Origin of the sequence: Brevundimonas mediterranea (assembly GCF_014196125.1) — a bacterium.
Classification (GTDB): Bacteria; Pseudomonadota; Alphaproteobacteria; order Caulobacterales; family Caulobacteraceae; genus Brevundimonas; species Brevundimonas mediterranea.
Map to the genome: position 1 here is coordinate 736,059 of NZ_JACIDA010000002.1, position 19,049 is coordinate 755,107.

Consider the following 19,049-nt stretch of genomic DNA (forward strand, 5'->3'; position numbering starts at 1 on the left):
ATAATAATTGCGACCTAACTAGGCCCAGCAGATCATGACCGAGACAAAAATCAACTATATGGGGCCTGCGCCCGAAGCTCTTCTGCCGGCGCCCAAAGCGCCGGCGTTCTGGAGGAAGCTGCCGTTGGGTTTTGCGCTGGTCGTGCTTTTGCCGACCATTATCGCGCTCATCTACAACCTTCTAATCGCTTCTCCCATCTATGTCTCGGAAGCGAAATTTGTTGTTCGATCACCGGGCCAGCACCAACCTTCAAGTTTCGGCGTAGCGCTTCAGGGTGTGGGTTTGTCCTCGGGCGCGAACGACTCCTTCGCGGTGCACGATTACATCACTTCGCGCGACGGCCTGAAGGACGTCCGGCGCACGCAAGATGTTGCAGCCATTATTGGGCGCCCGGACGCAGACTTTCTGAGTCGCTACCCCAGCTTCGGCGCCGCGCAAACGGAGGAGGGGCTCTATAAGGGGTTCCGACGTTTCGTAACGGTAGGATATGATTCGGCGACGGGCATCAGCACCCTAAGAGTTCGGGCGTTCCGCCCGAACGACGCCTACGCGATAAATAACGCTCTGCTGATCGCCAGCGAACAACTGATAAATCGCCTGAACGAAAGGTCGGCGACTGACCTCGTCGCCGACGCTGCTCGGACACAAAATGAGGCTCGCCAGGCCCTTCAGAGCGCCCAGGCACAACTCGCAGCCTTTCGGAATCGACAAGGCTATATCGATCCCACGCTTTCGGCGAGAGAAAGCTCCGAGTTGATCGGCGGCCTGCTGGCGAACATAGCCCAGTTGAAGGCTGAGCGTGATCAACTTCAATCCGAAGCTCCGGCAAGTCCTCAATTGGATAGCCTCAATGGGCGCATAGCCGCCTATGAACGTCAGGTGGTCTCTGAACGAGCCAAAATCGCCGGTAGCGCCAATTCGCTCGCCCCCAGCGTTGGAACCTATGAGCAGCTTGTCCTTGCCCAGGAGATTGCCGATCGGCAACTGGTCCAGGCGACCGCTGCCGTTGTCACGGCGCGTGATGACGCGCGACGACAAAATCTCTACCTGGAGCGCATTGTCAGCCCTCACATACCAGATGAGCCAGCCTTGCCACGCCGGTGGTTTGCCGTCTTCACCGTCTTCGCCTCAGCTTTGCTCGTCTACGCCTTGGGATGGCTGGTGCTGGCGGGCGTTCGGGAGCATAGGCAATCGTGATGCCGGAGGATGTCGGTCTCCGTGTGTCGGGACTCAGCAAGACTTATCGAACCGCCCACAATCCGCTGTTTCGGAACCTCAACTTTGAAATCTCTCGAAGTGGGCGACTCGCCATTCTTGGTCGAAACGGGCAAGGAAAATCGACGCTCATAAAAATGCTGGGCGGGATTCTCCCTCCCACTGAAGGGCGAATCGACTGGTTGATGAAGTCCTCGTGGCCGATCGGTTTTGGGGGCGGGTTTCAGGGCAGCCTGTCAGGGTTGGACAATATCAATTTTTTGTCGCGTCTGTATGGCAGGGACTATCAAGAGTTACGCGACCGCGTTGATGACTTCGCTGAGCTCGGCGTGGCCCTTAAGAAGCCCGTGAAGCACTATTCTTCCGGCATGCGGGCGCGACTCGCCTTTGGGCTGTCTCTAGCCATCGAATTCGACTGCTACCTGATCGATGAGTTGGTGGCCGTTGGGGACGCGCGCTTTCAGCGGAAGTGTGAAGAAGAGCTGTTTCAGCATCGTGCAGGGCGCGCCTATCTAATGGCGTCGCATGACATGAGCCTGATCTCGCAACATTGCGACCGCGCGCTCATAATCGAAAGCGGAAGCGCCAAAATTTTTGACGATATTGAGGAGGCCATCGACATCTACGTATGGCTCCGCGCGGCCTGATGGTGCCTTCCCTGGTTGTTTACTTCGGACCCGGCGAGGCGGATCGCGGTTGGCGGGACGCGGTGGAGGCTGTTGCGCTTAGTAGAGGTTGGACGTTGAACTGGCTGGGAGCCTCGGAGGGCGAGATTTCGCCGGAAGACGAAAGGTTCATCCTGGAATGTTCCCCGCCAGCTTCGCCTGACGCCGACGGCATGGACAATGTTGCGATCCTCGTGCGTCCAACGATCACGGATCGCGTTCCGTGCGAAGACGCAACCACGTTGGAGAACATCACGCGGCAGTCTGAATGGCTCGCGCGGTGTGCGCAACTCGAGAGCGAGGGCACGTCCATCGTCGACGGCAACGAGATTCACATTACGCTGCCAAAACTCGGCGACGTTGTGCGCGCGCCGCTCGATGCTCACTACGAGAATGTTGAACCGTCCCTGGCGGTCTATTCCGAATTCCCATTGGTCGATGGCGCAAAGGCGAACTGGCGGGCATCGCTGTTCCACTGCTCGGGCCGCCGGTCCCGAGTGGTCGCCAGCGATGACGGGCCGACGGAGATTGACTTGACCGGCCGCGCAGGCCCTCTCATCTCGGGTCCCTACATCCATCTTCCCAAAGGGCGGTGGAGGTTGAAAACAGTTCTGGAAATCGATCCCCAGGGCGGAGCGTCCCAACTAGCCTTCGACTGGGGCGATAATCACCATCGAGTTTATTTCGAAGCGGCGCCTAACGTCGCTGGAATATACGAAGTCCTCATGGAAACAATCAGGCATGAGGCGTGGTGTGGAGAGTTTCGTATACTTTCGCTGCATCCTCACTTTAAAGGAAAGCTGAGCTTTTCTGGGTGTGATGTAGAGTATGTCAGTCAAATATAGTGTCGTTTAGGTCATGTATGTTTGACTATATCTACTGTCTTGGAAATAAGAGCAGTAAATATAGAATCGCGGATTCATAATGTGTCCCCGTGTGGGCTTCGGCGTAATAATCGGATGACTGTCATGGCTGTAACCCTTACCGATAAAGATACAGTCCGATTCAGCGGAGAAAATCTGTTCGACCCCAGGATGAAAATTCTCGTGTTGGGGGACGTAATGCTGGACGGTTACGCCAGCGGCGATGTTGAGCGCATTTCGCCTGAGGCTCCCGTCCCCGTGTTGAAGCACATGGGACATCACGAAGTCGCAGGCGGCGCCGCTAATGTCGCGATGAATATCGCCGCCTTGGGTGGTTTTGTCACACTCATCGGCATCGTCGGACAAGACCCGGAAGCCGCAAGGTTGACGACCATCCTCGAATCTGGCGGCGTGACGACCAGATTGGTCGCAGTTGCAGGCCGACACACGACGTCCAAGGTTCGCATTCTGGCTGGAAATCACCAGATGCTCAGGATGGACAAAGAGCATTCAGGTTCTGTGGGCGTCGATGTCGAGGAACTCATACTGACGACAGTCGATGCGGCGCTTCCCAATGTGGCGGCAATCGTTCTTTCGGACTATGAGAAGGGCTGCTTGTCTGACCGGGTGCTTTCGGTGGTGATTTCGCGTGCCCGTCTGGCGGGTGTGAAGATCTTCGTAGACCCCAAACGCAGAAATTTTTCAGACTATCGCGGCGCACACTTCATTACGCCGAACAGGAAGGAATTGACCGCAGCGACTGGAATCGCTTGCAGGGACGACGCAAATTGCAAGCTTGCGGCTCAGCGCGCGGCGGAGGCTTCTGGCGCTTCTATACTGTTGACGCGGTCTGAAGAGGGGCTAAGCCTATTTTCGGTCGATGACGAAGACATCTCCCTGGCGACGGACGCAAAGGAAGTCTTCGACGTTTCTGGCGCAGGCGACACAGTTGTATCGGTGTTCGCCTATGCGATCACTAGCGGCGCCTCTCCGCTGCTGGCCTTAAAGGCCGCCAACGCCGCAGCCGGACTGGTCATTGCCAGGGCGGGCACAGCGACGACGTCGGCCAGGGAGGTCGTCAAGGCGTTGGAACTGAAGTCGGCGTCGGGCCGTGCAGAGGTTTCCCCCCACGTGCGCCAGGCCTCCTTGGAGGACGCTGTTCTCATCCGCCGCCAATGGGAGGGCGAAGGCTTGACCGTGGGGTTCACCAACGGCTGCTTCGACTTGCTACACCCCGGCCACATTAGCCTTCTCCGGCAAGCCTCGGAGTACTGTGATCGGTTGGTCGTTGGCTTGAACACCGATGCGTCCGTGCGCCGTCTGAAGGGGACCGCTCGCCCCGTCCAGAACGAAGCCGCACGCGCCGACGTCATGGCGGCGGTTCGCTTCGTCGACTTGGTCGTTATGTTTGATGAAGATACGCCTCAAAACCTGATAGCCGCTCTGGAGCCGGACCTGCTGGTCAAGGGCGCAGACTATCAAGAAGACCAGATCGTCGGCGCTGATATCGTCAAGAAACGCGGAGGCGCTGTGGTTAGGGTCGATATAGTTGCTGGCCAGTCAACCTCCAATTTGATCGCCCGCAGTCAGTCAGAGGGTTAAGGCATGACTCAAGCGATCAGGTTGCAGGAAGCCGCGCAGGAGGCGTCCCACTGGCTCTTTGAGGTCGCCATTCCGCTGTGGCTTGAACGCGGCGTCGATTGGGAACGCGGCGGCTATTATGATGCTCTTAGCTTTACGGGCGTAGAGAATGCATCAGATTTCAAGAGGCTAAGAGTTACAACCAGACAGATATATGTCTTCGCGGAAGCGGCGCGTCTTGGCGTGTCAAAAGCACAGGCCGGTGCGGAGCATGGTCTTCACTTTCTTCGAACAAACCTACGTAATTCAGATGGTGGTTTTGTCGCGCGGACGGATCTTGCAGGTCGCGTAATCGATGATACGCGTGATCTCTACGATCTGGCTTTCTCGCTCTTCGCGTTTGCACACGGCTTTCGGCTGCTGAGGGACGAAGACCTACGCACTGAAGCTGTGAACCTAGTCGACTTCATCCTTGAACGGCTTTCTCATCCATGCGGCGGCTTTCAGGAAGCTTTGCCTTCCCGGCTACCGAGGCGGCAGAACCCGCATATGCATCTGTTGGAGGCTGCCTTAGCCTGCTCCGAGCATATGGGCGATGCCGTATTCAGAACCCTCAGTGAAACCCTGATCGAGCTCTGTATCCTCCGGTTCTTCGACGCCAAAAACAGCGCCATCTACGAGTTCTTTTCCGACGATCTATCCGAACCGCTTTCCGTCGAGGGAAGAAAGGTTACGGAACCGGGGCACCACTTCGAATGGATCTGGCTGTTCCATGAAGCGGAACGTATCCTTGATCGAGGCATGCCCAGCGTCGTCGAGCTAGCGTCTTCGACCCTGCGTCGCGGCCGTGACCCCGTTTCAGGTTTGCTGTTTGGCGAAGTGTACGACAACGGCGACGTCTCCCAGGCGTCGGTTCGTTTATGGCCGCACACGGAATGGCTGAAGGCTACGCTTGTCTCGGATCACGCAGGATCGCCGATTGAGGCGTGGCGAGCACTGAACTCTTTCCTGACTCCAAATGGGCTGTGGCGTGAGGTTTGGAATGCAGAAGAGCAGCGCTTTGAAGAACCCGCCTCACCTGCAAGCTCACTCTATCACATTACGGTCGCGGTCTCGGAGCTTCGTCGAAAAGTCGGCTAAGACTTCTGCACGGCCAGTTCGCCGCCGGCCGCCGGCCGCCGCTTCCGCATTCTCAACTTGGCGATGACGTCCCGGCCAGGGCCCGTCCACCCTCGCGGGGGGCGACCGCTGTTTTGTCGAGCGCCGACAAAAGGGAGCAAATGGAATCTCTCCAGTCGGTATCACAGCCTGGACGGACGACTATGGCGCCGCTCTGGATTTCCTCAACCCAGGCAGAAATGGCTGAGGCCATGGCTATGGTATCGGCCTGCACAGGGAAATAGCGGATGCCGGATGACGAATGGCGGCAGAAGACCGCAAGATCTCGAGCAAGGACCGGTTTTCGGTAGCGTAGCGCCTCGGTCAACGGCAACCCAAATCCCTCGGCGAAGGACGCCAGGAGAACCCCATCGCTGGCTTCATAGAGGCGCATCAACGTCTCATCGCTGGCGTTATCAAGCCAATGAAGACGTTTCCCGTGCTCAGGATGGGCTCGCAGACGTTCGAGGAGGGAAGCGACCTTCCAACCGGCTCGTCCGACGATCACGAGATTCCCAACAAAACCTTCCCGCCAAAGTCGATCAAAGGCATCAAGCACTCCCTGATGGCCTTTTCGAGGTTCGAGAGTGCCCACCATCAAGATGGTGGGATTAAGCTTCAGCCTCGCGAGATAGTCATCGAAACCGTCAGGAACGCCGGTAGTGTGAAGGCTGGCCTGTATATCCGTTCCCATCGGCAAGACGTGGGTATGATAGCCCCTGCTTAATCCGAAGCGACTTCTCAGCACCTCGATCAACTCCGATTTTGTCTGCACAGAGTTGCATAGAAATCCTTCGGATAGAGATCCCAGCACGCGCAACCATTTTCCGTATCGTGCGACATTTTCGGGTGAGAACCATTCGGGCCGCTGTATCGGCAGAAGGTCATGAATCAGGAACCAAAGGCGCGCCCCCTCGCCGACGAGATGGCGAAGTTGCCCTTCGTGAATCCGGACGACGTCCAGCGAATAGTCCAGCCCCAGGAAGACGTCACCTGCTCGCGCGTGAATCGCTACGGGGTGCTCGGACGATCGCATGGCCGGCCAATCGATACGATGGTATGGCGTTCGCCTGGACGCCACCACATACCAGACATCCCAACCTTGCGCCTGGATCTCATCCTTCTGGAGCGCCAAGGCTCTGACGACGCGTTGTATGCCGGTCCCAGCGTCGTTCTTGCTGATCATTGTGACATCGATGAACATGCGTCGCATCGGGGCGCCGTCGACCGGGGAGGCGGTTCGAGCAACCCTTCGTCGGTCCAGCCAGACACGAAAACGTTCAAGCGTCCGCGGCGCGGGATTCAGTTCGATGCGTCGCCTGATCTTGGGCCAGATCGCCACTAGTTACTCTCCCAAATCCAGTAGCGGCATCGTGGCCATGACGACGAGCCTCTGCCAATTCTGCGCCCTGCAGCCTTGATGCAAGGCTTGACGTGTGAAAGCGCCTCTCAAAGCGCCTTGCCTTTATGGCGGAGCTGGCGGCCCCGCCGAAATCCGTGCAGTCTCAGCAGTATCGGTGACTTCAGAAAGGGCAAAGAGGTTAGCAATCCAGCCCAGCGCGGCAGGATGAGCCATGCGTAGTCGGCGCAGAACACGCTTTCGGCGCGCCAGGCGAACGGCAAGAATATTTTGCGGCGATGGCGTTGGTCGGCGAACATGCCCGCGTCGCGGGAGGACGGTTTGAACCGCAAGCTTCCGAACACAACAACACGCGGATCGATCCGCCAGGTGCGCGGAGGCGCGCCATAGACATCCAGGTTAAATCTCGCCTGATCTTCGTAAGTCTGTCGCATGACCTGATCCCTGCCCCGGTTGCCCATTTCGACGCGGAGCTTCTTGTCGCCGCATAGAACCGACAGATACGTCGCAAGCTCCTGGGCATCGCCAGCTTTGAACAGAAAGCCGTTACGCCCATGCTCGACGATTTCAGGGATTCCGCCCTTTCTTGAAGCGATGACCGGCCGTCCGGCGCTCATGGCTTCCATCAGGCAGACCGGTTGGTTTTCGTCCCAGACAGAAGGAAGGCAAACTATGTCGGCCTCCGAGTAAACACTGGCAATATCCTCATGAGGCACCTTACCCAGGAAACGTACCCGACCAAGAATACCTAAAGCCTCGGCTTGTTTTCGATAATTGTCCTGTTCCGGCCCTTCGCCGGCGAGAAGTAGTTCTATGTCGAAATCCGTCACAACCTGCGCCATAGCGGATAAGAGTGTGGCGACGCCTTTGTGCTGGCCGAAATATCCTATGTAGGCAATGCGGGTTCGTGACTTCGACGGCTTGTCAGATTGCTGTGAATCAAGCTTCTGGACGCCGTTGGGTATGATGTGAACATCGTCGCCCACCAGTTCAGCAGCGGCATATCTAGCCGCCACGTACCGACTCGGAGCGATGAGGTGATCGAGGTGTTCAAAACAGAAGCGCACCATGTCCCGACGCAGCCGCAGGGGCACATGGAGACCGCGACCGTCGTGAATTCGCGGCACACACGAAGCGCAGGGCAAGGAGGCGTCGCACGCCTCGCCGTCGCGGCGAACGCCCGTGTTTTGCTGGCAGAAACCCCAGAAATCGTGCAGCGTGCACACGGTTCTGATACCCGCCCGCTTCGCCAGGATGGGCAGTCTGACAGACAGGCCTATGATGTTGTGGAAATGCACGACATCAGGACGAAATGACTTTAGCACATTCCGGAAGTGGTCCTCTATCGCTGGATGGAGGAAGTTGATGTACGCCGGACTGTAGTCTTCTTCGGTCGTCTCGATCCGGACCACTGGTAGTCCATCATAGAATTCGTCCGTGCGTGAATGCCGGGGGCCGCGCCCCACGATTCCCCCGGCAAAGACCAAGACCTCGTGTCCCAGAGTGACCAGGCTTTTGGCCTGTTCGTGCGCGACCAGTTCCGCCCCCCCCATGAAGCGGGGGGGGTAGGCGTTGGTGCATACCAGAATACGCATCAGGCGATTGCGCGCATCCGAACGGCGCTGGCGATGCGGTTGATGAAGGCATCGCTTTCAAAGCCGAGGCAGTATTTGTAGCCCGCGACGCAACGGTCGAAATGATATCTTTCCTGATAGTTACACGGTGCACAGGCAGGGTGATTGGCCACCACAGTCGGATTGGCGCCAGGGTGAAGTATGCTCTCCTGAAAGTCGCGACTTAAAACTAAGGTAAAATCGTCTCTCAGAATTTGGGCGATGTGGGAAGTGAAGCTGTCCGTCGTTAGGATGCTGTTTGAGTACTTAATGATCCGGAACGTATCTAATACACTTGTTATGTTCTTGGTCTGCACGCCGTTTGACTGAAAATCATTGTGCCAGGCGCTGTCATTTTGAACATAGCAAGAGAAGTAGTCGCCGCCAAGAATCTGGTTAACTTTCTTGTAAACCAAAGGGGGGATGGTCTGGAATGATTTCCCAGCCGGAAATGCGGCATTTCCTCTAAAATTATCCCGGTCTGATTCTGACGTCATGTCGTCTACATAGTCGGACATGATAGTTCTGAGGGATTGGAGCGACCGTTTCATCTGGGATAAGAATACAGTGGGATATATGCCATGCTTGGCTGCTATCGGCTGCCAGGCTCGGAATCCAATGTACGTAGGCGCGGCGTCTTGCCATCCCATACGGCGATAGATGAATCGCTCAGACAGAAACAGTCTAACCCGTGCCTTGAACGAGTTCTCGGCGCCGCTGCGGGGAAGCGTTTTTTGGAGATCGACCGCCTCAACCCAGTTCATTCGCCAGTCGCTCCCGAAATAGGTGCTCATCCACTCTTTCGTGGTGGCCGGGGGGAGGGGTGTGTAGATCGGCCTGATCTCACGTTCTGGATGGCCTTGGCGGACCTCCAGGCCGAAACGAGAAAAGATATGGCCGCATAAATCTGCCAGGATGGGCTGAACATGGATTACACATCCCGGCGCGCAGACGGGGGCTCCGGCTTCCAGCAGCGTAAATAGGCCTGTCCAGATCATCAGGTTGTCGCCAAAACCGACATGCGACAAATCAATCATTCGCAAACGAGAGCGGGATCCCGTCGGTTTCGACAGCGCTTTCTTCATCACCGCATATGGCGCGCCGATGACGCGAGCCGCCCGAACCAGCCTTCGGGTGCCCCGCTTTGTGGGGCGAGCCGCGGGCGCCTGGCTGGGCAAGACCGGTTGTGGTTCTGAGCTGTTGTTGGGGCCGTAAAGGCTTAACATCTTGTCGCCGAGCATTTTGACAAGGATGCCGTAGCTCTCGATGCGCAGCTGTTCGGCAGCAGGAGGCGAACCGGGATTCTCTCCGACTCCAATCTTGTGGAAAATGTCTTTCCAGGTCTTCTCCAAGTCGTCGCTAATCACCTCCTCGACAAAATGACGGGCTTCCGCTCCTAGGGCGATGCGGCGTGCTTTGTCTCTCAGAAGCGCAACAACTGCGCTCGCGAGGCCCGCGACGTCTTTCTGTTCTACTACAACGTGCCCGCGCCCGCTGCGGAGGTACTCCAGATGCGGCAGATCGTACATGACGGTGGGGACCCCATGGGCCCACACCTCGCCCAACACCATAGGATATCCCTCGAATTCGGAGGTCATGACGTGAACGGCGCTCCGCCGTATAAAGACACTCACATCTTTGCTGTACCCAGTGAAGTTGACGCGGTGACCAATGCCCAGGGACGCAGCGTACTCTCTAGCCCAATCAAGATCGGGGCCACCCCCAACGATAAGGAGGCGAGCGTCGGGCTCCTCCGCAAGGACCATCGGAAACATCTGGAGCACATGGTCAATCCGCTTCTGGTGCTTTTCGGCGCGAGCAACCCAGACGATCGTGCGACCGTCAAGCGGCGCCAAGGTGGTCGGTAGTTCGTCGAATGTAAGCGGATTGTGGACCAAGCGTGCGGGAACGCCCCAGCTTTGGAACCATAACTCATCGACGCTGCTAAGGACCGCGATCAGATCAGCATGCCGGTACCCAAGGTATCTGAGGTTCGCGAGCCCAAGATCATCGAGGTTATGGATCCCGGCGTCGAAGACGTTGTGCCAGCCGACAATGGTCGGGATGCCCAAGCTCTTGGCAACCATTACATCCCAAACCGACGATACTTCATACCACTGATTTGTTACAAATAAATCAATCTCTTCGATTTGCAGTATGTCAGCCAATGCACGGCCGCGAGGGGGGTAAGAGTTATTATGCATCATCCTCTCAGGAATGATGTAGCGCTTCACCTCGCTCCCATAATCGTAGTCCTGATCTGGTATTGCCTCTTGATCTGTGATCAGTATCACGTTGAAACCCATACGGGTCCAGATTTCTATCTCCCGGGCCGTAACCCTTTCTGTTCCGCCGTTATTAAGTCGCCAATAGTAGAGTGCGATATTTTTTACAGGACGAATTCGACGTGAAAATATATTGTCGCTATCTGCCAGTTTTCGCAAAAAAGCGGGGTCAGAGAAGTAGTGTTTGCTGGCATTTATTATAAATGAGAGTGTGTCAGTGCGGCTTGAAAGGCCAGCGTTAACACGCTTCGAAGCTGTGGCGCCAGTTTTCCCTCGCTGTTCAGGCGATAGTTGTCGGGATAGATACTCCGGAGACGACGTAATCTCTCTAATGATTCGGGAGTGATCTCCATGCGTACGCAGAGCCTTCGAGTGAGCTTTCAGACCCTCTGTATCAGGAGCTCGACCCAGCAGGGCGCTGTAGAGCAGGGACACATACTCTTCAGGTGAGAGTGTGTCCTGCGTCTTGGTCGGAATAGATGTGGTCATTGTATTCGCTTAGCTCGTAATGTCGGCGCAGATTGGCGCGGCGTGAGAATCCGCTGCGATCATGGACGCAGATTGAGTGTGCGGTTTTAAAGGATCGGGTGCGGGCATGGCCAATTGGGGCTGCGTCCAGACTGTAGCACAATCAAGGAGTTTGTGGGTGGCGCCCAAACATCAGCCGGATTTTGTGTTGGTTGCGCTTAAGGCTCTCGGCTTGCGCGCTTTGGAGATTACTCGGTCACCCAGCGGCGAGGCGCTGCGGGTGGTTGGTGTTGATGTCCATACTCATAATATCTTGGCGGTTCGTAGTGCGTCGCTGCGTCAAATGGCTCTCTGAATTTCCCTCTGGCCTCTTCAAGATCAACAAAGTAGGCATTCACCCCGACTAAATCGGATCCCACTAGAGCCATTCCTTTTTCAAGGCCGATATTCTCAAAGGCCTTTAGGCTGCCGCCGTACCAAGCGGTTCCATCCCACACGCCGTTTGGATCGTAAGGCACAGTCATGGCGACGTTCGGGGGCATAGTGCAGTTATATTCAAGGCATGCGACCCTCGAGCTTCTTCTTAGAGCTCGCCAGACGTGAGGTGTGTTGTAGTCAATATCTATTGATATATAGTCAAGTTTACCGTTTTTGTCGGATTCATCTACTATTTGGCTAACATTTTCAGCAGTAATGAAGGTTTGCACAATTTTTAGATTACCAGAATCTATATATTGCTTCATGAATTCTTTTGCCGATTCCGCAAGTTCTGGGGACCCCTCCACCCAAACGCCGCTCCAGCCTCGTTCTAAAAGAAATCGCGTCGTGTTCTGCGTCCCGTCTCCAACGCCTATCTCGAAAAACCGCTTATTGCCTTCACCTATACGGCTGAATATCTCAGAAATAACACCATCTTCACCATGTTGACTGTACATCCGCCGATTGTATCGGGCGAGTGTCTTTGGATCTGAGTATCTGCCGTCCGCACCAAACGCATCCCAAAGCTGTTTAGACACCGCGAGAGCGCTTGATCGCCACGATTCATGACGAACCTCATTCAGCAACTTAATTAGTTCTGAAAGTTTTTTGTCAATATCAGTCAAGTTGGATCCGTTTTGGGGGGCTGTTTCGTCAGACATCTATATCGACCTGGTCGGTTTTGCTGTGTAAATTATATTTAGTTATTGATTTGTCATTTTAGCTCACCAATCTCTAGCGAGACAAAATGATTTCCGTCTGGACGCTATCCTGAAGCTACGTCGACAACAATGGCTCAATGCGTATCCCGAGCGATATCGTTCTATTCGTTGGGGGCTGGGCCAGCATGGCGCTAGTACCCCACAGGGGCTAGCTTTGCGCGCCCAGATTCAGCGGCTATCCTGTGGGCCTCTTTTGTTCGTGACGCTGCGCCCCTTCCCCGCTATCTCGCGCCGGTGATGAACGAAACAGAACGCCAGTCCGAGGAACGCAGCTGGGAGACGGCGAAGACGCTCGCCGAGGCCCTGCCGTATATTCAGGTCTATGACCGCGAGACCGTGGTCATCAAATACGGCGGCCACGCCATGGGCGAGAGCGCCGTGGCGCGTCAGTTCGCGGCCGATGTGGTGCTGCTGAAGCTGATGGGGGTCAATCCGGTCGTGGTGCACGGCGGCGGGCCGCAGATCAGCGCCATGCTGGAGAAGGCGGGGGTCAGGTCCAGCTTCGTCGATGGTTTGCGGGTGACGGATCCGGCGACGATGGAGGTCGCCGAAATGGTCCTGTCCGGCGCCGTGAACAAGGAGATCGCCCACTGGATCACCATGGCCGGCAAGGAGGCGGACGTGCGCGGCGTCGGTCTGTCGGGCAAGGACGCCGGCCTGCTGACGGTGGAGAAGACCCGCCGGACCAAGCGCGATCCCGACAGCATGATCGAGCACGAGGTCGACCTGGGCTATGTCGGCGAACCCACCAAGGTGGATCCCAAGCTGATCAAGGGGCTGATCGCCTCGGAGACCGAGGACTGGGTCCCGGTCATCGCCCCGATCGGGGTGGCCGAGGACGGCCAGACCTATAACGTCAACGCCGATACGGTGGCGGGCGCCGTGGCCGGGTCGCTGGGCGCCAAGCGGATGCTCCTGCTGACCGACGTGCCGGGGGTGAAGGGCGCGGACGGCGAGATCATTCGCCAGATGACGCTGGAGGAGGCGCAAGGTTTGATCGACACCGGCGTCGCCCACGGCGGCATGATCCCCAAGCTGGAGACCGCCATGGCCGCCGTGCGCGCCGGGGTTGAGGCCGTGGTCATTCTGGACGGCCGGCGTCCCCACGCCATGCTGGTGGAGCTGTTCACCGAATTCGGCGCCGGCACCCTGGTGAAGGCGTCTTGATCGACCTGTCGCACGTCAACGCCTGGGTGTTCGACATGGACGACACCCTGTATCCGCGCGAGCAGGGGTTGATGTCCTTGGTCCAGGCGCGGATCAACGCCTATGTGGTCGAGGCGGTCGGCCTGGCGCCCCAAGAGGCGCGCATCCAGCAGCGCCAGTTTCTGGATGAACACGGCACCACCCTGGCCGGGCTGATGGCCAACTACACCATCGATCCCGAGGACTTCCTGAACGTGGTCCACGACGTGCCGCTGGACGGGGTCGAGCCCAATCCGCGTCTGGCCGAACGGCTGAAGACCCTGCCGGGACGCTGTTTCGTCTTCACCAACGGCGCGCGGGATTATGCGCATCGGGTGCTGGACCGGATCGGCATCGCCGACTGTTTCGAGGGCGTCTTCGCCATCGAGGACGGGGACCTGACGCCCAAGCCGGCCCCGTCGGCCTTTCGTCGCATGATCGAACGGTTCGATTTCGAGCCGCGCTGCGCCGCCTTCTTCGAGGACACCCCGAAGAATCTGGAGCCCGCCAAGGCCCTGGGTATGGCGACCGTCCTGATCGGTGACGGCCACGGCAAACCCCTGGGGGACCATATCGACCGGATCGCCCCCGATCTTCTCGACTTCCTCAACGCCCTGACCTTCAAGGACGCCGCATGACCGACCTGTCGCATCTCGAATCCGTCATCGAGGCCGCCTGGGAAGACCGCGCCGATGTCTCGGCCGCCACCCACGGCGATGTCCGCGACGCGGTCGAGACCGCCCTGGCCCTGCTCGATTCCGGCCAGGCCCGTGTCGCCTCGCGCGGCGAGGACGGGGTCTGGACCACGCACCAGTGGCTGAAGAAGGCGGTGCTGCTGTCCTTCCGGCTGAACGACAACCAGATCATGCGCGCCGGCGACCGCGGCCCGACCAGCCACGCCCCGGGCGTCGGCCCCTATTGGGACAAGGTGCCCAACAAGTTCGGCGACTGGGCCGCCGCCGATTACCAGGCCGCCGGCTTCCGCTCGGTGCCCGGCGCCATCGTTCGCCAGGGCGCTTACATCGCCAAGAATGTCGTGCTGATGCCGTCCTTCGTGAACATCGGCGCCTTCGTCGACGAAGGGTCGATGGTGGACGCCTGGGCTACGGTCGGCTCCTGCGCCCAGATCGGCAAGAACGTGCATCTGTCTGGCGGGGCGGGCATCGGCGGGGTGCTGGAGCCGCTTCAGGCCAATCCGACTATCATCGAGGACGGCTGTTTCATCGGCGCCCGCGCCGAGGTCGCTGAAGGCGTGATCGTGCGCGAGGGCGCGGTCCTGGCCATGGGCGTCTATCTGTCGGGCTCGACCAAGATCGTGGACCGGGCGACCGGCGAGATCTTCCGGGGCGAGGTGCCGGCCTATTCGGTCGTGGTGCCGGGCGCCTTGCCAGATCCCAAGGGCGGTCCGTCGCTGTACTGCGCCGTCATCGTCAAGCGGGTGGACGCCCAGACCCGGGCCAAGACCGGGGTCAACGAACTGCTGCGCGACTGAGGACAAAAGAAAAACGGAGGCGACCGCGAGGCCGCCTCCGTCCTTTATCCGGCCCACAAGATCAGGCGGCGGACTTCATCGCATCCTTGTTGACGGCGGCGTCGGCGATGCCGGTCAGGTCTTCGTCGGTCTGGGATTCTTCCTGCAGGGTCTCGTCCAGCAGGGCGGCGGCGTCCTTCATGCCCAGCACCAGGGCCCAGCGCTTCAGCGTGCCGTAGCGGGTGATCTCATAGTGTTCGACCGCCTGGGCGGCGGCCAGCAGGCCGGCGTCGAGGGCGGGGTTGCCCTTGTATTCTTCCATGATCTCCTCGCCCTCGGCCAGGATGCCTTCGATGGCGTCGCAGGTCTTGCCGCGCGGGGCCTTGCCGATGATCTCGAACACCTGTTGCAGGCGTTCGATCTGGCCTTCGGTCTGATCCTTGTGCTTTTCGAAGGCCGCCTTCAGCTCGGGCGACTGGGCCGCACGGGCCATCTTGGGCAGGGATTTCAGGATCTTGCGCTCAGCGTAATAGATGTCCTTGAGCGTGTCGTGGAACAGTGTGTCGAGGGTTTTCTCGGCCATGATCGTATCTCGCAAATTGTGATGGGGCGCGGGGGGCGCACCTCATCACAAGCGATCAGGCCGGCTTCCGTTCCTGTGCACGGTTCCGTGCGCAGGGCTGCGAACGCTAAGCCTCGTGCGCCTCCCGCTCGGCGGCATGCCAGCGCCAAGCCGTACGAACGATGTCGTCCAGAGTCCGCGTTGGTCGCCAGCCCAGCACCTCGCGCGCCCGGCTGTTGTCAGCCACCAAACAGGGAGCATCGCCCGCGCGACGGGGCGCGGTCTCGACGGGGAAGGGGCGGTTTGTCGTGCGGCGGATGGTGTCGATCAGTTCCCTGACCGTCGTCCCCCTTCCGGTCCCTAGGTTGAATACCGTCGTCTCGCCCCCGTCGAGCAGGTATTTCAGCGCCCGCACATGGGCGTCGGCGAGGTCCATGACGTGGACGTAATCGCGCACCGCCGTGCCGTCTCGCGTGTCATAGTCGTCGCCGAAAAGTTTGAAGCCCTGACGTTGGCCGAGCGCCGTCTGTAAGGCTAGGGGAATGGCGTGGGTCTCGGGGTGGTGGCGCTCGCCGATCCGGCCCTCTTCGTCCGCTCCGGCGGCGTTGAAATAGCGCAGGCAGACCGAGCGGAAGCCCGCATAGGTCGAATAGTCTGCTAAGGCCTGTTCGACCATCAGCTTGGAGCGGCCATAGGGGTTCAGCGGCGCCTGGGGATGGACCTCGTCCATCGGCAGGTACGCGGGATCGCCATAGGTGGCGCAGGTCGAGGAGAAGACCATCGCCTCGATCCCGCCGCGGCGCCCCGCCTCGATCAGGGTCAGGGCGCCCACGACATTGTTGTCGTAGAAGCGGCCAGGTTCCTTCACCGATTCCCCGACCTCGATAAGGGCGGCGAAATGAAGGACTGCAACGGGCCTGTGCCTGGCGATCACCGCATCGAGGCGTGCGCCGTCACGGATGTCGCCGATCTCGAGCGCGCCCCACTGGACGAAGGTCTCATGGCCGTTCGACAGGTTGTCGTAGACCACCGGCGAGAAGCCGGCTTGGTGAAGGGCAAGACAGACATGTGAGCCGACATAGCCGGCTCCCCCCGTGACCAGGATGGTGGTCGACATGACTGCTCTCTCCTTTGACCCTCGCCACGACGAACAAGGGGGCGTGCGAGTGCTTGACGTCCTACCCTAGGCGAGTTTCGCCGTGAAGGTGCGGCCTCAACAGACCACTTGCGATTGCTTCAGGTCCGGCGGCGTGGCCTCTTCGGTCAGCAGGCGGATGGCTTCCTCCACCGTCACCACCGTCTGAGCCTGCGAGCCCAGGCGGCGGATGGCGACCATGCCCTGTTCGGCTTCTTGGCGGCCGACCACGGCGATGACCGGCACCTTGCCGACCGAGTGTTCGCGGACCTTGTAGCCGACCTTCTCGTTGCGCAGGTCGATCTCGGTGCGCAGGCCGGCGGCCTTGAACCGGGCCATCACGTCACGGGCGTAGTCATCGGCGTCCGAGGTGATGGTGGCCACCACGGCCTGGGTCGGGGCCAGCCACAGGGGGAAGGCGCCGGCGTAGTTCTCGATCATGATGCCGATGAAGCGTTCGAAGCTGCCCAGAATAGCCCGGTGCAGCATGACCGGACGGTGCTTCTGGCCGTCCTCGGCGATGTAGGTCGCATCGAGCCGTTCCGGCAGGACATAGTCCAGCTGGATCGTGCCGCAGGTCCATTCACGGCCGATGGCGTCCTTTACGATGAAGTCCAGCTTGGGCGCGTAGAAGGCCCCGTCGCCTTCGGTCACGACCGGCTCGGTGCCGGCGGCGCGGGCGGCTTCGGCCATCAGGGCCTCGGCCTTGTCCCAGAACTCGTCCGAACCGGCGCGGTTCTCGGGCCGGGTGCCCAGGCTGATATAGGCGGTCTCCATGCCCAGGTCGGCGTGGACGCTGCGGGCCAGTTTGATGAACTCGGCCGTCTCTTCGACGATCTGGTCCTCGCGGCAGAAGATGTGGGCGTCGTCCTGGGTGAAGCCGCGCACCCGCATCAGGCCGTGGAGCGAGCCCGACGGCTCATAGCGGTGGCAGGCGCCGAACTCGGCCATGCGCAGCGGCAGTTCGCGGTAGGAGCGCTGACCCTGATCGAAGATTTGCACGTGGCCGGGGCAGTTCATCGGCTTGAGGCTGAGAGTCTCGCCCTCGACCGTCTCGCAGACGAACATGTTGGGGCGGTACTTGTCCCAGTGGCCGCTCTGTTCCCAGAATTTGCGGTCCAGGACCTGGGGCGTCTTGACCTCGACATAGCCGGCGGCGTCCAGGCGGCGGCGCATATAGGCCTCAAGCACGCGCCACAGGATCCAGCCCTTGGGATGCCAGAAGACCATGCCCCGGCCCTCTTCCTGCATGTGGAAGAGCTCCATGGCCTTGCCGACCTTGCGGTGGTCGCGCTTTTCGGCCTCTTCCAGCCGCTGCAGATAGGCGTCCAGGTCTTCCTTGGTCGCCCATGCGGTGCCGTAGATGCGCTGCAGCTGTTCGCGCTTGGAATCGCCGCGCCAATAGGCGCCGGCCAGCTTGGTCAGTTTGAAGGCCTTGCCGACGTGGCGCGTCGAGGGGAAGTGCGGACCCCGGCACAGGTCGATCCAGTCGCCCTGTTTGTACAGGGTGATGGTTTCGTTCTCGGGCAGGTCGCGGATCAGCTCGGCCTTGAACTTCTCGCCGCGCGCCTCGAAGAAGACGATGGCCTCGTCGCGGTCCCAGACCTCGCGCTCGAACTTGGCGTCGCGATCGATGATCCGGCCCATCTCCTTCTCGATGGCGGCGAAGTCGTCGGTCGAGAAGGGCTCGTCGCGATAGAAGTCATAATAGAAGCCGTCCTCGATGGCCGGGCCGATCGTGACCTGGGTGCCGGGGAACAGGGTCTGGACGGCTTCCGCCAGGACGTGGGCCGTGTCGTGACGAATGGTGTACAGCGCGGCGGGGTCGTCGCGCATGATCAGGCGGAAGTCGCCGCCCGTCTCCAGCACCCGGCCCATATCGCGCTGCTCGCCGTTCAGCTCGGCCAGCACGGCCTTCTTGGCCAGGGACGGCGAGATCGAGGTCGCAACGTCGCGCGCCGTCGAACCGGCCGGATATTGGCGCACGGCGCCGTCTGGGAATTTCAGATCGATCATGTGTCAGTCTTTGCAGGCGGGACCGGGTCGTAGCCCGATCCTCCGAAGGGATGGCATTTACAGAGGCGACGCACGGTGAGCCATCCCCCCTTGACCGGCCCGTGCTGGATCAGGGCGTCGCGCCCATAGTCCGAACAGGTCGGCAGAAACCGGCACTGCTGGCCGATCAGGGGGGACAGCGTCAGCTTGTAGCCCCGATGGGCCGCGCGGACGCCGCGTTCATAGAGAGACATATGTCCCTTCGCCGGGGGCTGGATGGGTTCGCCGCGCTT

The 19,049-nt window shown here is 59.5% G+C and carries 16 protein-coding genes; 8 read left to right on the forward strand and 8 right to left on the reverse strand.

Annotation, left to right across the window (positions count from 1 at the left end):
- Positions 1-34: 34 nt before the first annotated feature.
- The 5 genes from GGR11_RS12385 to GGR11_RS12405 all read left to right on the forward strand — a co-directional run bounded on the left by GGR11_RS12385 (position 35) and on the right by GGR11_RS12405 (position 5,465).
- Positions 35-1,198 carry a KpsE/RkpR family capsule polysaccharide export protein gene (locus GGR11_RS12385; RefSeq protein WP_183197428.1) on the forward strand — a complete coding sequence of 388 codons (1,164 nt, stop codon included), beginning with the start codon at positions 35-37 and terminating at the stop codon, positions 1,196-1,198.
- Positions 1,198-1,863 (forward strand): ABC transporter ATP-binding protein, encoded by a 666-nt coding sequence (locus tag GGR11_RS12390; protein WP_183197429.1) that lies wholly within the window; start codon positions 1,198-1,200, stop codon positions 1,861-1,863. The genes GGR11_RS12385 and GGR11_RS12390 overlap by 1 nt, the downstream gene beginning before the upstream one ends.
- Positions 1,863-2,726: a hypothetical protein gene (locus GGR11_RS12395; RefSeq protein WP_183197431.1), complete on the forward strand. Its 864-nt coding sequence runs from the start codon at positions 1,863-1,865 to the stop codon at positions 2,724-2,726. Before GGR11_RS12390 ends, GGR11_RS12395 begins: the two co-directional genes overlap by 1 nt.
- Positions 2,727-2,915: 189 nt before the next feature.
- On the forward strand, positions 2,916-4,346 hold the full coding sequence (gene rfaE2, locus GGR11_RS12400) for a D-glycero-beta-D-manno-heptose 1-phosphate adenylyltransferase (protein ID WP_183197855.1): 1,431 nt from the start codon (positions 2,916-2,918) through the stop codon (positions 4,344-4,346).
- Between the two features lie 3 nt (positions 4,347-4,349).
- Positions 4,350-5,465 carry an AGE family epimerase/isomerase gene (locus tag GGR11_RS12405; RefSeq protein ID WP_183197433.1) on the forward strand — a complete coding sequence of 372 codons (1,116 nt, stop codon included), beginning with the start codon at positions 4,350-4,352 and terminating at the stop codon, positions 5,463-5,465.
- A 52-nt stretch (positions 5,466-5,517) separates the two neighbouring features.
- Here GGR11_RS12405 and GGR11_RS16955 read toward each other — a convergent pair whose 3' ends face one another.
- From GGR11_RS16955 to GGR11_RS12425, 4 genes are all read right to left on the reverse strand, one after another.
- Entirely contained in the window at positions 5,518-6,825 is a 1,308-nt protein-coding gene (locus tag GGR11_RS16955; protein WP_183197435.1) for a glycosyltransferase, read from the reverse strand.
- A gap of 107 nt (positions 6,826-6,932) precedes the next feature.
- Positions 6,933-8,438 (reverse strand): glycosyltransferase family 4 protein, encoded by a 1,506-nt coding sequence (locus GGR11_RS12415; protein ID WP_183197437.1) that lies wholly within the window; start codon positions 8,436-8,438, stop codon positions 6,933-6,935.
- Positions 8,438-11,230 carry a glycosyltransferase gene (locus GGR11_RS12420; RefSeq protein ID WP_183197439.1) on the reverse strand — a complete coding sequence of 931 codons (2,793 nt, stop codon included), beginning with the start codon at positions 11,228-11,230 and terminating at the stop codon, positions 8,438-8,440. Before GGR11_RS12420 ends, GGR11_RS12415 begins: the two co-directional genes overlap by 1 nt.
- A 227-nt stretch (positions 11,231-11,457) precedes the next feature.
- On the reverse strand, positions 11,458-12,312 hold the full coding sequence (locus GGR11_RS12425; protein ID WP_183197441.1) for a hypothetical protein: 855 nt from the start codon (positions 12,310-12,312) through the stop codon (positions 11,458-11,460).
- A 333-nt stretch (positions 12,313-12,645) separates the two neighbouring features.
- Between GGR11_RS12425 and argB the strand changes: the two genes are divergently transcribed.
- Genes argB through dapD form a run of 3 tightly spaced genes read left to right on the forward strand, consistent with a single transcriptional unit; the run spans position 12,646 to position 15,085 of the window.
- Entirely contained in the window at positions 12,646-13,575 is a 930-nt protein-coding gene (argB, locus tag GGR11_RS12430) for an acetylglutamate kinase (RefSeq protein WP_183197443.1), read from the forward strand.
- Entirely contained in the window at positions 13,572-14,231 is a 660-nt protein-coding gene (locus tag GGR11_RS12435; protein WP_183197445.1) for a pyrimidine 5'-nucleotidase, read from the forward strand. Before argB ends, GGR11_RS12435 begins: the two co-directional genes overlap by 4 nt.
- Entirely contained in the window at positions 14,228-15,085 is an 858-nt protein-coding gene (gene dapD / locus GGR11_RS12440) for a 2,3,4,5-tetrahydropyridine-2,6-dicarboxylate N-succinyltransferase (protein WP_183197446.1), read from the forward strand. Before GGR11_RS12435 ends, dapD begins: the two co-directional genes overlap by 4 nt.
- A gap of 61 nt (positions 15,086-15,146) precedes the next feature.
- Here the strand turns inward: dapD and GGR11_RS12445 are convergent, their stop codons facing one another.
- From GGR11_RS12445 to yidD, 4 genes are all read right to left on the reverse strand, one after another.
- Positions 15,147-15,647 (reverse strand): YciE/YciF ferroxidase family protein, encoded by a 501-nt coding sequence (locus tag GGR11_RS12445; protein WP_183197448.1) that lies wholly within the window; start codon positions 15,645-15,647, stop codon positions 15,147-15,149.
- A gap of 106 nt (positions 15,648-15,753) precedes the next feature.
- On the reverse strand, positions 15,754-16,743 hold the full coding sequence (gene galE / locus GGR11_RS12450) for a UDP-glucose 4-epimerase GalE (RefSeq protein WP_183197450.1): 990 nt from the start codon (positions 16,741-16,743) through the stop codon (positions 15,754-15,756).
- 96 nt (positions 16,744-16,839) lie between these two features.
- On the reverse strand, positions 16,840-18,777 hold the full coding sequence (thrS, locus tag GGR11_RS12455; protein ID WP_183197452.1) for a threonine--tRNA ligase: 1,938 nt from the start codon (positions 18,775-18,777) through the stop codon (positions 16,840-16,842).
- Positions 18,774-19,010 carry a membrane protein insertion efficiency factor YidD gene (yidD, locus tag GGR11_RS12460; RefSeq protein ID WP_135194176.1) on the reverse strand — a complete coding sequence of 79 codons (237 nt, stop codon included), beginning with the start codon at positions 19,008-19,010 and terminating at the stop codon, positions 18,774-18,776. The genes thrS and yidD overlap by 4 nt, the downstream gene beginning before the upstream one ends.
- Positions 19,011-19,049: the final 39 nt, after the last annotated feature.

Bases quoted from the DNA above. Each gene is read 5' to 3' on its own strand.
- GGR11_RS12445 (WP_183197448.1), bottom strand. From the start codon at position 15,647: ATGGCCGAGAAAACCCTCGACACACTGTTCCACGACACGCTCAAGGAC.
- rfaE2 (WP_183197855.1), top strand. From the start codon at position 2,916: ATGAAAATTCTCGTGTTGGGGGACGTAATGCTGGACGGTTACGCCAGC.
- GGR11_RS12420 (WP_183197439.1), bottom strand. From the start codon at position 11,230: ATGACCACATCTATTCCGACCAAGACGCAGGACACACTCTCACCTGAA.
- thrS (WP_183197452.1), bottom strand. From the start codon at position 18,777: ATGATCGATCTGAAATTCCCAGACGGCGCCGTGCGCCAATATCCGGCC.
- GGR11_RS12415 (WP_183197437.1), bottom strand. From the start codon at position 8,438: ATGCGTATTCTGGTATGCACCAACGCCTACCCCCCCCGCTTCATGGGG.
- GGR11_RS12395 (WP_183197431.1), top strand. From the start codon at position 1,863: ATGGTGCCTTCCCTGGTTGTTTACTTCGGACCCGGCGAGGCGGATCGC.
- dapD (WP_183197446.1), top strand. From the start codon at position 14,228: ATGACCGACCTGTCGCATCTCGAATCCGTCATCGAGGCCGCCTGGGAA.
- GGR11_RS12390 (WP_183197429.1), top strand. From the start codon at position 1,198: ATGCCGGAGGATGTCGGTCTCCGTGTGTCGGGACTCAGCAAGACTTAT.
- GGR11_RS12385 (WP_183197428.1), top strand. From the start codon at position 35: ATGACCGAGACAAAAATCAACTATATGGGGCCTGCGCCCGAAGCTCTT.
- GGR11_RS12405 (WP_183197433.1), top strand. From the start codon at position 4,350: ATGACTCAAGCGATCAGGTTGCAGGAAGCCGCGCAGGAGGCGTCCCAC.
- yidD (WP_135194176.1), bottom strand. From the start codon at position 19,010: ATGTCTCTCTATGAACGCGGCGTCCGCGCGGCCCATCGGGGCTACAAG.
- argB (WP_183197443.1), top strand. From the start codon at position 12,646: ATGAACGAAACAGAACGCCAGTCCGAGGAACGCAGCTGGGAGACGGCG.
- galE (WP_183197450.1), bottom strand. From the start codon at position 16,743: ATGTCGACCACCATCCTGGTCACGGGGGGAGCCGGCTATGTCGGCTCA.